This is a genomic window from Modestobacter marinus, from assembly GCF_011758655.1.
In the GTDB taxonomy this organism is placed as follows: Bacteria; Actinomycetota; Actinomycetes; order Mycobacteriales; family Geodermatophilaceae; genus Modestobacter; species Modestobacter marinus.
The window spans coordinates 421,246-435,239 of sequence record NZ_JAAMPA010000002.1; the positions used below are offsets into that span (position 1 = coordinate 421,246).

General features: G+C 74.6%; 13 protein-coding genes. 1 reads left to right on the forward strand and 12 read right to left on the reverse strand.

The genetic code is table 11. The features are described from left to right. Positions 1-173: 173 nt before the first annotated feature. From FB380_RS17990 to clsA, 9 genes are all read right to left on the reverse strand, one after another. Positions 174-746 carry a MerR family transcriptional regulator gene (locus FB380_RS17990; protein ID WP_166756711.1) on the reverse strand — a complete coding sequence of 191 codons (573 nt, stop codon included), beginning with the start codon at positions 744-746 and terminating at the stop codon, positions 174-176. Between the two features lie 279 nt (positions 747-1,025). Further along, complete coding sequence (locus tag FB380_RS17995; RefSeq protein WP_166756712.1) at positions 1,026-1,511, reverse strand: bifunctional nuclease family protein; 486 nt, start codon at positions 1,509-1,511, stop codon at positions 1,026-1,028. A 119-nt stretch (positions 1,512-1,630) separates the two neighbouring features. Beyond that, positions 1,631-2,395: a transcriptional regulator FtsR gene (ftsR, locus tag FB380_RS18000; RefSeq protein ID WP_166756713.1), complete on the reverse strand. Its 765-nt coding sequence runs from the start codon at positions 2,393-2,395 to the stop codon at positions 1,631-1,633. A 46-nt stretch (positions 2,396-2,441) separates the two neighbouring features. Then, entirely contained in the window at positions 2,442-2,987 is a 546-nt protein-coding gene (gene odhI, locus FB380_RS18005) for an oxoglutarate dehydrogenase inhibitor Odhl (protein WP_208383675.1), read from the reverse strand. Between the two features lie 279 nt (positions 2,988-3,266). Then, positions 3,267-3,671: a glycine cleavage system protein GcvH gene (gene gcvH / locus FB380_RS18010; protein ID WP_166756714.1), complete on the reverse strand. Its 405-nt coding sequence runs from the start codon at positions 3,669-3,671 to the stop codon at positions 3,267-3,269. A 97-nt stretch (positions 3,672-3,768) separates the two neighbouring features. Continuing rightward, positions 3,769-4,590 carry a DUF881 domain-containing protein gene (locus FB380_RS18015; RefSeq protein WP_229682219.1) on the reverse strand — a complete coding sequence of 274 codons (822 nt, stop codon included), beginning with the start codon at positions 4,588-4,590 and terminating at the stop codon, positions 3,769-3,771. A gap of 161 nt (positions 4,591-4,751) precedes the next feature. Further along, a complete protein-coding gene (locus tag FB380_RS18020; protein WP_036332584.1) occupies positions 4,752-5,084 on the reverse strand; it encodes a small basic family protein in 333 nt (110 codons plus the stop codon). Positions 5,085-5,087: 3 nt separating this feature from the next. Continuing rightward, positions 5,088-6,062, reverse strand: coding sequence for a DUF881 domain-containing protein (locus tag FB380_RS18025; protein ID WP_166756716.1), 975 nt, complete (start codon positions 6,060-6,062; stop codon positions 5,088-5,090). Then, entirely contained in the window at positions 6,059-6,724 is a 666-nt protein-coding gene (gene clsA / locus FB380_RS18030; protein WP_166756717.1) for a cardiolipin synthase ClsA, read from the reverse strand. Before clsA ends, FB380_RS18025 begins: the two co-directional genes overlap by 4 nt. A 166-nt stretch (positions 6,725-6,890) precedes the next feature. Between clsA and FB380_RS18035 the strand changes: the two genes are divergently transcribed. Beyond that, the gene (locus FB380_RS18035) at positions 6,891-8,045 is read left to right on the forward strand and encodes a CaiB/BaiF CoA transferase family protein (RefSeq protein WP_166756718.1); all 1,155 of its coding nucleotides are present in this window, start codon (positions 6,891-6,893) and stop codon (positions 8,043-8,045) included. Between the two features lie 3 nt (positions 8,046-8,048). On the opposite strand, the gene FB380_RS18040 is transcribed toward FB380_RS18035, so the two are convergent. From FB380_RS18040 to FB380_RS18050, 3 genes are read right to left on the reverse strand one after another with little or no spacing between them, the layout of a single operon-like run. Further along, on the reverse strand, positions 8,049-9,833 hold the full coding sequence (locus FB380_RS18040) for a sulfatase (protein WP_166756719.1): 1,785 nt from the start codon (positions 9,831-9,833) through the stop codon (positions 8,049-8,051). A 27-nt stretch (positions 9,834-9,860) separates the two neighbouring features. Further along, the gene (locus FB380_RS18045; RefSeq protein ID WP_166756720.1) at positions 9,861-12,317 is read right to left on the reverse strand and encodes a beta-glucosidase family protein; all 2,457 of its coding nucleotides are present in this window, start codon (positions 12,315-12,317) and stop codon (positions 9,861-9,863) included. A 44-nt stretch (positions 12,318-12,361) separates the two neighbouring features. Then, positions 12,362-13,930, reverse strand: coding sequence for a sulfatase family protein (locus FB380_RS18050; RefSeq protein ID WP_166756721.1), 1,569 nt, complete (start codon positions 13,928-13,930; stop codon positions 12,362-12,364). Positions 13,931-13,994 lie beyond the last annotated feature (64 nt).

The window sequence follows — 13,994 nt, forward strand, 5'->3', positions numbered from 1 at the left end:
CGCCGTCCGGGACTCAGCCGTTGATCAGGTGACCTGATCAACGACTGTCCTCCCTCACCAGCGTTGGTGCGGTGGGCCAGACGGTGATCAGGTGACCTGATCACCGTCCAGACGACGGCTCCGTGCTCGCGCGGGCCCGACGGTGGGGCGGAAGGTCCGGCGGTGGTGGAGGGTCAGGCGGAGGCGGCGCGACGGCGGCGGCGGGCGGACAGCTCGTCGTCGGCGACGGAGCCGCCCCCGTCCAGCCGCTCGGCCGGCAGTTCGGCGAGCTCGCCGGAGAGCTCCCGGAGGGCGCCGGAGACCGCGATGCCGAAGACGCCCTGCCCGCCGGCGAGCAGGTCGACGACCTCCTCGGCGGAGGTGCACTCGTACACCGTGGCGCCGTCGGAGAGCAGCGTGATGTTGGCGAGGTCCTTGACCCCGCGGGTGCGCAGGTGGTCGACGGCCTTGCGGATGTTCTGCAGGGACACGCCGGTGTCCAGCAGCCGCTTCACGACCTTGAGCACGAGGATGTCGCGGAAGGAGTAGAGCCGCTGGGTGCCCGACCCGGTGGCGGTCCGCACGGACGGCGCGACCAGCCCGGTGCGCGCCCAGTAGTCCAGCTGCCGGTAGGTGATGCCGGCGGCGGCGCAGGCCGTCGGGCCGCGGTAGCCGACGACGTCGGTGTCGACCTCGTCGTAGGAGGGGACCCCCACCGCCGCGTCGCTGAACAGCTGACCCTGCGAACCGTCGGCCTGGTCGCTCACGGGCACTCCTCGCTGGCGCTCGTCCGCCGCGGTCGCGGCGCTGCCGGGTTCGTGCCGTCGATCGCGGGCCCGCTCACTCCAGCGCCTCCTCGACTCGGCACCCAGCACCTGGGCCGTCCCCCGTGCTGTCGCCGGGGACGGTCACGGGCGCGACCCAGGGGCCTCGACGCACGTGATTGGCTGACCGTAGGCCGGGGCCGGGACAGGGTCAACCGAGGGAGGCGGCGTGTCGCCTCCCTCACCCCTGCGGGTGGCCCCAGGGACGCGGGGGCTGGCGGTTCAGCTGCCGGCGGAGCCCGAGCCGGCGCCGAAGTCCTCGGGGCTGATGTTGTCCAGGAACTCGCGGAACTTCTCGACCTCGTCTTCCTGCTCGTCGGGGATCTCGATCCCGACCTCGTCGAGCAGGGCCTCGGCACCGTAGATGGGAGCGCCGGTGCGGACGGCGAGGGCGACCGCGTCGGACGGGCGCGCGCTCACCGTGCGCTCGTCACCGAACAGGAGCTCGGCGAGGTAGATGCCGTCCCGCATCTCGGTGATGTGCACCGCCTCGAGCGTCGCACCCAGGGCCGTCACGACCTCGCGCAGCAGGTCGTGGGTCATCGGCCGGGCCGGCCGGACGCCCTGCTGCTCGAAGGCGATCGCCGCGGCCTCGGTCGCACCGATCCAGATCGGCAGGTACCGCTCCCCCTGGGTCTCCTTGAGCAGCAGGATGGGCTGGTTGCCGGGCAGCTCCACCCGGACGCCGACGACTCTGAGCTCCTGCACGCCTGCCTCCCCTCCGCTTGCTTCCCCGTGGTCACCCCACCGGTCCCGGACGATCCGCCGCGTGGCAGCCGCCCCGGGGCACCGGGGGTGCCCGCACCCCCGCAACGGTACGCCAGTGATCAGCCGCCGAGGACCTCGCGCAGGCGTGACTCCAGCAGCCCGCTGTGCAGCTGCGAGGACAGCGTGGCCAGCTCCTGGAGCTGCTCCCCGGCCCGGCTCCGGGCCTCCTCGGAGCGGGCCAGCAGCACCGGGGCCACCAGCTGCTCCAGCAGGGCGGCCTCCCGCTCCACCGCCGTCCGGTACACCCGCAGGTGCCGCGGTTCGATCCCGTGCCGGGCGAGGCCGGCGACCGCTCGGCCCACGGGCAGGTCGGCGACGCGATGACGCCCCTGGGAGTCGGCGCTGAGCAGCCCGAACTGGACGCAGTCGGCCAGCTGGTCCGCCGACAGACCGGCGGCCGCGGCGAACTCGGGACCGGGCAGGGGCGCCGTCCCGACCGGCTGCCCCGCCACCCCGCCGGCGGACCCGCTGCCGGAGACCGGCTCGCCCCGGTCGAGGGCGTCCAGGTGCTCCTTGATGACCCGCAACGGCAGGTACTGGTCCCGCTGGGCGGCCAGCACGTACCGCAGCCGGCCGACGTCGGCGACGGAGAACTTCCGGTAGCCCGACGGGGTGCGCTGCGGGTGGACCAGCTCCTCGGACTCGAGGTAGCGGATCTTGCTGATCGTCACGTCCGGGAAGTCGCCGCGCAGGGCCGACAGCACCTCGCCGATGGTGAACCGGGGACGGGTGTCCGGTGTGTCCAGGGCGTCGTCGTCAGCGGCGCCCCGGGCGGCGGCGGTGTCCCGGTCAGCGCTGGGGCTGGGCTGGGGCACCGCCGTCATGACCGGCGTCCGCTCTCGGCCCGCTGCTCGGTGCACGACGGGGCGGTCATGCGCCGGCCGGCTCGCCCGTCCGCGGCCCGGTCAGGTAGACCAGGCGGAACTTGCCGATCTGGACCTCGTCGCCGCCGGCGAGGGAGGCCACGTCGACCGGCTCGCGGTTGACGTAGGTGCCGTTGAGGCTGCCCACGTCGTGGACGGTGAAGCCGCCGCCCTCGCGGTGGAACTCCACGTGCCGGCGGCTGACCGTCACGTCGTCGAGGAAGATGTCGCTGTCCGGGTGCCGGCCGGCGGTGGTGACCTCCTGGTCGAGCAGGAAGCGGCTGCCCGCGTTGGGGCCACGCTTCACCACCAGCAGCGCGGACCCGGCCGGCAGCGACTCGACGGCGCCGGCGTGCGCGTCCGCGGTCGACTCGGAGACCTCGGCCTGCTCGCCGGAGTCCTCCCCGCCGACCTTGGGGATGATGCTGGTCGACTCACCGACCCGCTCGGGGCTCAGCGCCGCCCCGCACTGCGCGCAGAAGCGGCTGCCCTCTGGGTTCTGGTGGCCACATCGAGTGCAGAGCACGTCGGTCTCCTCCGGTGCAGGCGGCACCGCCGCGGGCCTGGTGGTACGGGCCGCGGTCGGCCGGCGGACGACGGACCGGTCGGCCCGTCGTAGGTCGGCCGCCGCAGGTTCACGGTCGGGCCGGGGGTCATGGAACCAGCGGCCGACCCGAGGGTCAACCGCACGTACAGGGTGAGGGTCGGACGCCGTCGTGGAGCTCACGGCCCGACCGTCGCAGTGATGATAGTGATCGCCGACCACCCCGACAGGACGGTGGGGTGGCCGGCGCCGGGACCCGGCGACCGGGCCGGCCCGGTCGGGTCCGGGTCAGGACGACTGGACGACCGCCTGGTACGCCGCGGCGTCCAGCAGGGCCGCGGTGGGGTCGCCGTCCTGCCCGGTCACCTGGACCTCGACCAGCCAGCCGGCACCGTAGGGGTCGCTGTTGACCGTCTCCGGCGCGTCGGCCAGGGCCTCGTTCACCGCCGACACCACGCCGGCCACCGGCGAGTAGACGTCGGAGACGGACTTGGTCGACTCCACCTCGCCGATCGGGTTGCCGGGGGCCACCTCCGCACCCACCTCGGGCAGCTGGACGAACACGATGTCCCCCAGCGCGTCCTGGGCGTGGTCGGTGATCCCGACCCGGACCACCGTCGCGGCACCCTCGGTGCCCTGGACCAGCGCCCACTCGTGCTGGTCGGTGTAACGGCGGTCATCGGGGGTGGTCATGCGGCATCTCCCAGGGGTCGCGGAACAGTTCTCTCGGCCCCCGTGCAGGGCCCCGGGCCGAGCGTGAGCGAGGTGTGGGGGGCACGGGGGTCCTTCTTCAGTCCCCGTCGGCCGGCTCAGCGTATTGAGGCGTGTCCAGTGGCCGCAACGCGTCCACGACGACGTCCTGGGAGGGGCGGATGTCGACGCTGCCGCGGCGCTGGTTGACCATCGCGGAGACCCCGCCCGGGATGCTGAGCGCGGTGGCCATGTCCTCGGGCGAGCCGATGACCCGGATCGTGTACGGCGCCTCCACCGGTTCGCCGTCGATCTCCAGGGCGCCCGGGTCCCCGGTGATGGCACTGCTCACGCCGATCCGGACGCCGTCGATCTGCATCGTCTCCGCACCGGCGCCGCGCAGCTCCTGGATGGCGTTGAGCACCACGCCGGCGGTGACCCGGTCGGCGGGGTCGCTGATGACCACCTCGAGCCCGGGGCCGTGGGCGGCGACGGTGCCGTTGAGGATCCCGAGCGCCTCCGCCCGCTGCTCGGCCTCGGCGAGCGCGGCGGCCGCGGCGCTGTCGGAGCTGCCCAGCTGGGCCAGCGCCGCCCGCTGGTCGCTGATCTCCTGACGCAGCCGGTCCTCCCGGGCGGAGAGGTCGTCGAGGATCCGCACGAGGTCCTCCTCGCGCAGGCCGGCCAGCTGCGCGTCGGTGTCGGTGCTGCGCACCTGCACGGCGAAGGCGAAGCCCAGCAGCAGGGTGAGCACGCCGATGAGGACGGCGGCCAGCGGATCGCGACGCCGTCGTCCGGTGGCCGGCTCGCTCCCGGCGCCGTCCGGTGGCTCGGTCCCGGCGTCGTCCGGCGGCTCGGTCCCGGCGCCGTCCGGCGGCTCGCTCCCGGCGCCGTCCGGCGGCGCGGCCGCCTCCTGCTCCCCCACACCGTCGGCACCGTCGGCGCCTGCCCCCGACGTGTCCGCCGCGGACGAGCCCGTCGCCGGGGCGCCGGCCTCAGGAGGGGCTGCCTCCGGCGCGGCGGGCTCGTGGGGCGCGGGCTCGCGCGGCTCGGCGTCGGACCGACGACCGGGGGTCGGCTCCTCGGTCATGCGCGGAACAGGTGCCGGCGGATCGCTGCGGCGTTGCCGAAGATGCGGATGCCGAGCACGACGACCACGGCGGTCGACAGCTGCGCACCGACCCCGAGCTGGTCACCGAGGAAGACGATCAGCGCCGCGACGACGACGTTGGAGACGAAGGAGACGACGAAGACCTTCGCGTCGAAGATCCGGTCGAAGCGCGCCCGCACCCCACCGAAGACGGCGTCCAGGGCCGCCACCACCGCGATCGGCAGGTAGGGCTGCAGCCAGAGCGGGACGCTGGGGTCGAGCAGCAGCCCCAGCACCACGCCGACTGCGAGTCCGAGGATCGGGATCACGCGTCAGCCTCCGTCGGTGGGCGGGTCGGGGGTGGCGGGCGCGAGCGCCTCGCCCTGTTCCTCGGCTGCGACGAGCGGTTCGGCGAACACCAGCTCCGCGCTGCTGCCGGCCGGCAGCTCGAGGTCGTCGGACCGGGCGAAGTCGAAGACGATCCCGAAGTCCTTGGTCAGCGTGGCCAGTTCGTTGGCCTCGGGGGTGGCCAGGAAAGCGCGCGCCAGGTCGTCGGGCTCGCCGACCGCGGAGATCTCGTAGGGGTCCATCACCGGCCGGAAGTCGACCAGGATGGCGTCGCCGGCCTGGCGGATGGCGGTGGTCGGGCCCACCCGCTGGCCGTTGATGCTGACCGCCTCGGCTCCGGAGGCCCACAGCGCGTTCACCGCCAGCTGCAGGTCGCCGTCCTGGACCCGGCCGGCCAGGGCGATCTGGTCGGACCCGCCGACCGGGTCGCTGTCCGCCGCCGGCGGGGCGTTGCCGACCGTCACCAGGAGCCCGGGCCCGGAGACCGCCACGGCGGCGGCGCCCTGCTGGGCCTCCGCGAGCTCGCTCAGCGCGCGCTGCCCGACCACGCTGGTGTCCAGCGCCTGCTGCCGGGTCTGCGCGACCTCTGCGGTGAGCTGCTGCAGCTGGGCGGCGAGGTCGTCGCCGACCGCGGACTCCTGGACGATGTCCTCCCGCAGCGCCTCACGGGCCGCCTCGCGGCCCTGCGCGCCGGCCGCCGCCTGCCGGTAGGTCACCGCGGCCAGCAGCCCGGCCAGCAGCAGTGCCGCGGCGACGAGCAGCTGCCCCCGGTTGCGCTGCAGCCAGGAGGGGCGGGGGGCCGGGCCGGGGTCCGCCGTCGCCCCGTCCGCCTGCCGGGCGGCCTCGGCCGCGCGGGCCGCGGCGACCTGGGCGTAGGCCGGGTCCAGGGTGTCGGCCAGCACCTGGTCCAGCAGCGAGGCGCCCAGCGAGCGCGGCCGCCCAGGTGCCGGCGCGCTCACGCCTCCACCCCGGCCGGGCTGCGCCCGGACAGCAGCTGGGCGGCCTGGACGACGTAGAAGACGCCCGCGAGCAGGTACAGCGCCGCCCCCCAGACGGTGAGCGCGTACGCGACCGGCTGGACCAGCCCGGCCACCGGGCCCGCACCGTCGGCCAGGAGGAGGAGGGGGAAGGCGTAGAGCAGCAGGAAGGTCGCGGCCTTCCCGAGGTAGTGCACCTGCAGCGGCGGCCAGCCCGCGCGCCGCAGCACCAGCAGGGTCACCGCCAGCACGGCCTCCCGCACCAGCAGCACGACGACCACCCACAGCGGCACGACGTCGCGGATGACGAAGGCGATCAGCGTCGCGACGATGTAGAGGCGGTCGGCGGCCGGGTCCAGCAGTGCGCCGAGCCGGCTGGCCTGTCCCAGCGCGCGGGCGAGCTTCCCGTCCAGCCAGTCGGTGGCGCCGGAGACGGCGAGGACGACGATGGCCCAGCCGTCGGCGTGCGGGCCCAGCAGCAGCCACAGGAACAGCGGCACGCCCAGCAGCCGGACGACGGACAGCAGGTTGGGCAGGGTGAGCACCCGGTCACCCAGTTCGTCCCGGTTCCGCGGCACCACCCGCCGACGGTTCGCCGGACCGTCGGCCGGGACGTCGGCCGCCCGGTCGCCCGCCGTCGTCATCGCAGCTCCACCTCGCCGTCCACCGCAGGTCAGGCTAGTGCCCGACCTCCATGGTGCCCCCGCCGACCGGCCGGTCGCCCGGGCACCCTCGGCGCCCGACCCCGGCGTCCGGATCCCGGCCGGCGGCCCCTTGACGACCGGTGCCCCGGTGCCGTCAGGTTCTCCGGTGACCACCGGACCCCTCGCCGGGCTGCGCGTCGTGGAGCTCACCGGCCTCGGCCCGGCCCCGTTCGCGGCGATGCTGCTGGCCGACCTGGGCGCCGACGTGCTGCGGATCGACCGTCCCGGCGCGCGGCCGCCCACGCCGTCCGCCGCGCACGACCTGCTGGCCCGGGGGCGGCGGTCGGTGGCCGTTGACCTCAAGGACCCGGACGGCGCGGAGCTGGTCCGGCGCCTCGCCGAGCGGGCGGACGTGCTGCTCGAGGGGTTCCGGCCCGGGGTCACCGAGCGGCTGGGCATCGGGCCGGCCGACTGCCTGGCCCGCAACCCGCGCCTGGTCTACGGCCGGATGACCGGCTGGGGTCAGGACGGCCCGCTGGCGACGACGGCCGGGCACGACATCGGCTACATCGCGGTCACCGGCGTCCTGCACGCCATCGGGCGGGCGGGCGGGCCGCCGCAGGTGCCGCTGAACCTGGTCGGCGACTTCGGCGGCGGGGCGATGTACCTGGTGGTGGGGGTGCTCGCCGCGCTGCTGGAGGCCCGCGGCAGCGGCCGGGGCCAGGTGGTGGACGCCGCGATCGTCGACGGCACCGCGCACCTGGCGACGATGGTCCTCGGCATGCTGGCCGGCGGGGTCTGGCAGGACACCCGGGGCGTCAACCTGCTGGACTCCGGCGTGCCCTGGTACGACGTCTACGAGACCGCCGACGGCCGGCACCTCGCGGTCGGGGCGCTGGAGCCGCAGTTCCACGCCGAGCTGCTCGACCGGCTGGGCCTGGCCGACCGGGTGCCCGACCGGGCCGGCGTGGACCGCGAGGCGCTGCGCGGGCTGCTGGCCGAGACGATCCGCATGCGCACCCGCGACGAGTGGGCCGAGGTGTTCGCCGGCAGCGACGCCTGCGTGGCCCCGGTGCTCACCTTCGCCGAGGCCCGCGACCACCCGCAGCTGGCGGCGCGGCAGACCTACGTCGAGCGGGACGGCGTCGTCCAGCCGGCACCCGCCCCGCGGTTCTCCCGCACCCCGGCCGCCCTGGACCGGCCGCCGTCCCGTGCCGGCGAGCACACCCGGACGGCACTGGCGGACTGGGGCATCACCGACGTCGACGCGCTGCTCGCCGCCGGCACGGTGGTCCAGGCCGCGGACCACCGGGCCGGCTGACGGTCAGCGGGCGGCGAGGCTCCCGGCGAGGTCCGCCGCCAGCGCCCGCAACGTCGCCGCCGGGAGCATCGCCGCCCGGGCCATGCCCAGCAGCCCCATGTTCGGCGGGATGGTCAGCAGCTCGGTCTGGGTCAGCTCGGGGGCGTGACGTTCGACCACCGCCCGTGCCCGGTCGTCCTGGAGCAGCCGGAGCAGCGGCTCGGTGAGCAGGTCGACCGCGGGCAGCTCGGCCAGCGGCGGGAGGGGCTCTGCCGTCGCCGCCGCCCGGTCGGCCTGCCGGCGCACCAGCAGGTGCTCGACGCCGGCCTCCTCGTCGAACGGGATGCCCAGCCGCTGGAACTGGCTGGCCGGGGCGTCGTTGTCGTGCATCAGCCGGGCCAGCAGGCGCAGCATCCGGAGCTCGACGTCGTCGTCGGCGAGCGGGTGCTCCTGGCCGGGGTCCGTGGCCAGGTCGAACAGCAGCGTGCCGTGCACCCAGGGGTTGCTCCGGGCCCCGGCGGCCGGCACCCGCATGGTGCGCAGCCCCTTGGTGAAGGAGAACGGCTCGGCGGGCTCCCAGGAGGTGAGCTCGTCGACCCCGAACCGGCTGCGCATGTGGGTGGGCATGAGGGTGTGCTCATCGAGCGGGGCGTTGGCCGCCTCGGCCGGTGCCCGCATGTACACGTGGCGACCGTCGGTGACGTTGACGTGCCCGCCGTGCGCGCCGAACAGCGCGCCCTCGCGCAGCGACCGGGCCGCGGCCTGCACCTCGGCCAGGTCGTGGCCCTGCACGTCCGCGGTCGGCTCGAGGCCGAAGAAGCGGAGCAGCGTCGGCGCGATGTCGATGGTCTGGGCCAGTGCGCCGCAGCGGGTGCCACGCTCGCCCGTGCGGGGGTCCCACATGAAGAACGGCAGCCGCACGAGCTCGTTGAACCAGGGCATCACCGCCTTGGCCCACCAGCCCCGCTCGCCCAGCAGGAACCCGTGGTCGGTGTTGACGATCAGCATCGTGTCGGCCCACATGTCGTGGCCGTCCATGAAGTCCAGCAGCCGGCCCAGTGACGCGTCGCACATCGAGACCAGGGCTGCGTACTCGTAGCGGGCGTGTTCCACCTGCGCCGCGGGCTCGGTCACCTTCTGGTAGCCGGGCCAGTCGAACTCCGGGCCGTCGTATTCGTGCGCGTAGCGCTTCTTGTGCTCCTCGTGGGTGAAGAACGGCTCGTGCGGGTCGAACAGCTCCAGCTGCAGCAGCCAGTTGTCCGCGTCGGCGTTGGTCTCCAGGAAGTGGATCCCGGCGTCGACCGTGCGGGTCTGGTTGTGGTCGGCCTCGGTCGGCATGTAGCTGCGGTTGATCACGTCCTGCCGGCGCATCGCCTGGTAGAACGGCGGTCCGGGGTGGCTGACGACCGGGTCGGTGGGCCGCGGCACGACCCCCTTCCACGGGTCGCCCTCCTGGCCGCGGAAGAACTCCCAGGTGGAGTAGCGGGTGTGGTAGTCGCCGCCGCCGTCCTCGAAGTAGTGCTGGTGGTCGGTGGCCAGGTGGGTGTGCACCCCGGCCTGCTTCAGCTGCTCGGGCATCGAGTCGTCGAAGGGCTCGAGCGGACCCCAGCTGCGGTGCAGGAAGTTGTACCGGCCGGTGTGCATCTCCCGGCGGGCCGGCAGGCAGGGCATGGATCCGGCGTAGAAGTCGTCGAAGGTGACGGTCCGCTCCGCCAGCCGGGCGAAGTTGGGTGCGTCGACGAAGGTGTCCCCGTAGGGCGGCAGCATGTGCCGGTTGAGGCTGTCGAACATCAGGACGATGGCGCGCACGGAGTTCCTCCTGGAGGTGGCGGTCGGTCAGTCGTCGGAGAGCGGGAGGGCGGCGCGCACGTCGCCCAGGCCGCGGGCGAGCAGCAGCTCGCCGGTCACCGGGAGCTGCGCCCAGGCAGCTGTCGCGACGTCCCAGCGCCGCCACATCCGCGGGTCGGTCGGCACCTCGACCGCCCGGCTCTCCCCCGGCGCCAGGGTCACCGCCTGCCAGCCGGCCAGCCGGACGGGCTGCTCCGGATCGGCCGGCCGCAGGTAGACCTGCACCACCTCGCGGCTGGGCCGGAGGCCGGTGTTGGTCACCGTGACCGCCGCACCGGGACGCTCGGGCCCGGTGACCAGGCGGGCGTCGGTGTACTGCCAGCGGCCGTAGCCCAGGCCGTGCCCGAACCAGAAGGCGGGTGCCGGCGCCCGGCCGGCCGCGTGCCCGCGGTGACCGAGGAAGGCGCCCTCGGCGTAGGGCAGGCGGCCGTCGACCGGGGTCACCGACCAGGCGGGGGCCGCGCCGTCGGCGACCGGCCAGGTGGTGACCAGACGGCCGGCGGGCTCCCGGTCCCCCAGCAGCACCGCGGCGACGGCGTGACCGGCCTCCTGCCCGGGGAGCCCGGCGACCAGCACGGCGTCCACCTCCTCGAGCCACGGCATGAGCACCGGGGTCGCTGCGTTGACGACGACCACGGTGCGCCGGGCCGCGGCGGCGACGGTGCGCACCAGGGCGTCCTGGTCACCGGGCAGCGCGAGGGTGGCCTTGTCGACCGACTCGGTCTCCTCCTCCTCGGTGAGCCCGACGACGACGACGGCGACGTCGGCGTCCCGCGCGGCGGCGGCCGCCTCGCCGAGCACCAGCTCCGGGTCCCGCGGTGCCGGGCCGGCGACCAGGCCGAAGAGCCCGGCGCCCGCCATCCGACCCGGACGCCCCAGGCCGCTGGCCGAGCGCAGGTCCACGGTGGCCTCGACCAGCGCCCCGTCGGGCACCTCGGCCAGGACGGTGCCCGACGGCGGCCGGAGGATCGCCTCGCCGGCGTCGTCGGACGACAGTCGCAGCTCGATGCGGCCCACCTCGGCCCCGGCCACGGCGAACCGCCAGCTGCCCACCCCGAGCGCCCCGAGCTGCAGCTCGCCGCCCCGCGGCACCACCGCACGGAACCGGGCCTCGGTCACCGGCGCCGGCAGGTCGTCGTCGACGCCGATCATGCTGCTGGCCGTCCGCTCGTGCCGTTCCTCGATCACCTCGCCGTCGGCGCCGAGCAGCACCACGTGGACGCCGCCCTCCCCCGTCACCGGGTCGAGCACCGTGCCCGCGCGGGCGGCCACGGCCCGGCTGCGCACCTCGACGCCGTCCACCACCCGGACCGCCGAACCGAGCAGCGCGGTCAGCCCCTCCTCGACGCTCACCTGGTGGACCGCGCGCACCTGCGCCGACCCGCCCCCCATGCAGATGGTGTCGATCGCGTGCCGCCCGACCAGGGCCACGGTCGTCCCGCGCTCCAGCGGCAGCGTGGCCCGCTCGTTCCGGACCAGGGTCATGCCCTGGGCCGCCAGCTTGGTCAGCTGCTCCCGGCGCACCCGGCCGTCCGGCCGGGGCAACCCGGCGGGCGCGGGCCGGGGGGCGCCGAGCGCCCCGACCCGCTCGGCGAGCAGCAGGAGCCGGTGCAGGTGGTCGTCGACCACCGCCTCGTCCACCTCACCGGCGGAGACGGCGGCGACCAGGGCGTCGCCCCACGGCCCGACCGGCCCGGGCATGACCAGGTCCAGGCCGCCGTTGGCCGACTGGGCGGTGCTCCGGGTGGCGAACCAGTCCGAGACCACCACCCCGTCGTAGGCCCACTCCCCCTTGACGACGCCGTTCAGCAGCCCGTCGTGCTCGGTCGCGGGCACCCCGTTGACCCGGTTGTAGGCGGCCATGACCGACCACGGCTGCGCGTCGGCGACGGCCATCTCGAACGGGAGCAGGTAGACCTCGCGCAGCGTGGCCTCGTCGACCACGCTGTCCACCGAGTGCCGGTCGGTCTCGGACTCGTTGGCGACGACGTGCTTCAGGCAGGCCCCGACGCCCTGCTCCTGCAGCCCGTGCACGTAGGCGGTGGCCAGCCGGCCGGAGAGGTAGGGGTCCTCGGAGAACGCCTCGAACAGGCGCCCACCCAGCAGGCTGCGGTGCAGGTTGATCGTGGGGCCCAGGACGACGTGGACGTCCTGCGCCTGCGCCTCCTCCGCGAGCAGCCGCCCGGTCTCGTGCAGCACCTCGTCGCTCCAGGTCGAGGCCAGCAAGGAGGCGTTCGGGAACAGCGTCACCGGCGGCCCGCTGGTGAACGTCAGGCCGCGCACCCCGGTCGGTCCGTCGGAGAGGTGGATCTCGGCGAGACCGATGTCCTCCTCGGCGTGCAGGCCGTACATCGTCCCGCCGGTGAGCAGGCGGACCTTGGCCTTGAGGTCCAGGCGGGCGATCAGGGCGGGCAGGTCCGGGCGGGTCTGGTCCGGGCGGTGCATGGGGGTGCCTCTCCCTGCGTTCGGGGCGTGGGTCACGGGATCGCTCAGTCGAGCTCGTCGTCGCGCTGGGCGAACAGCGCGGCCATGCGGGCGCGGCGCTGCGGTGTCCAGGACTGCTCGGAGGCGTGCCAGGAGACCGGGGTGGCGCCGACGGCGGTGGACAGCTGCCGCTCGAGGTCCTCGGCCAGGTGCGCTCGACCGGTCGCGCGGAGGTGCTCGGCGTACATGACCGGGTCGTTGTAGTAGGTCGGCCCCACCTGCAGCGTGGTCTGCATGGGGTCGGGCAGCGCCCCGGGCCGGCCGGCGTAGGTGTGCCACCACTCGGCCAGGTGGGTGCGCATCGTCCCCGCCAGCTCGGGCTGCTCCTCGACCAGGTTCCGGGTCAGGTGCGGGTCGGCGGTGACGTCGTAGAGCTGCTCCCACTCGACCTTCATGACACCCGGGTGGTACGTGCGGATGTACATGTGGTCCCGGGTGCGCACCGCCCGCTGGTAGGTGTGCGCGCCCTGGCTCAGCACCAGGTAGTCACGCGAGCCGATCTCCTCCCCGCGGACGGCGTCGGCGAAGGACGCCCCCTGCCACCCCGACGGGATCGGGACGTCCAGCAGGTCACAGAGGGTGGGTGCGAGGTCGATGTTGTAGAGCAGGCTGTCGCAGTGCCGGGCCGACTCGGGCAGGTCGTCGGTGACGCCGGGCCAGTAGACGACCAGCGGCAGCCGCAGCACCGCCTCGTTGGCGTGCCCGTGCTCGCCGTAGGACCCGTTCTCGCCGAAGGACTCCCCGTGGTCGGCGCTGACGATGATCGCCGTCTCCTCGGCGATGCCGAGCTCGTCCAGCGTCGCCAGCAGCTCACCGAACAGCTGGTCCCAGTACATGATCGTGCCGTCGAAGCCGTTGATCAGGTGCTCGAAGTCCGCCCGGGTGCGGATCTGGTCCGGCGCGTTGTGCGGCGTGGGCGACGTCCGCGGCACGACGCTGTAGTGCAGGTCGACGGCGCTGCGCGGGCCGTACACCTCCTGGTGCCCGTCGATGGCGGCCTGGTCCGGCCAGGCCGGCGGCGGGCCGGACGCGGCGGCCTTCTCCGTCCACCCCGGCTCGGTCAGGTACGGGGTGTGCGGCTCCCAGTAGGTCAGGTGCAGGTACCAGTCGTCCTCCTCGGCGTGCCGGCGGATCCAGTCCAACCCGACCCGGTTGATCGCGCTGCCGTCCTCGTCGTTGATCTCGTTGGTCGCCCGGATCGACTCCCGGAAGTTGCCCAGGAAGTGGTAGGCCCGGTGCCGCTCGGCGAACATCGAGACGGCGGCGGTGTACCAGCCGTGGTCACCCAGCCGCTGGCCCAGCAGCGGGCGCTCCGGATGCGGCTGGTGACCGGAGTCCAACCGGTACCGGGCCGCCTCGCCGAAGTGCCCGATCACCCCGTTGCTGATCCCGAACGCGCCGCTGGTCAGCGCCGTGCGCGAGGGCAGGCACGGGGAGTCCGAGCAGTAGTAGCGGTCGAAGGTGACGCCGCGGTCGGCCAGCGCCTGCAGGTTGGGCGTGGTGGGCCGGGCGTACCCGTACGGGGTGGTGTGGTCGGCGCGCAGCGTGTCGACGTCGATGTAGATGATGCGCATGGCGGTCTCCAGGGGTGGGGAGTCGATGAGGCCGGTCCGGTGGCGGGGAGGCCACGCCACCGGA

Coding starts and splice junctions, on each gene's coding strand:
- ftsR (WP_166756713.1), bottom strand. CDS start 2,395: ATGACGGCGGTGCCCCAGCCCAGCCCCAGCGCTGACCGGGACACCGCC.
- gcvH (WP_166756714.1), bottom strand. CDS start 3,671: ATGACCACCCCCGATGACCGCCGTTACACCGACCAGCACGAGTGGGCG.
- clsA (WP_166756717.1), bottom strand. CDS start 6,724: ATGACGACGGCGGGCGACCGGGCGGCCGACGTCCCGGCCGACGGTCCG.
- FB380_RS18045 (WP_166756720.1), bottom strand. CDS start 12,317: ATGCACCGCCCGGACCAGACCCGCCCGGACCTGCCCGCCCTGATCGCC.
- FB380_RS18050 (WP_166756721.1), bottom strand. CDS start 13,930: ATGCGCATCATCTACATCGACGTCGACACGCTGCGCGCCGACCACACC.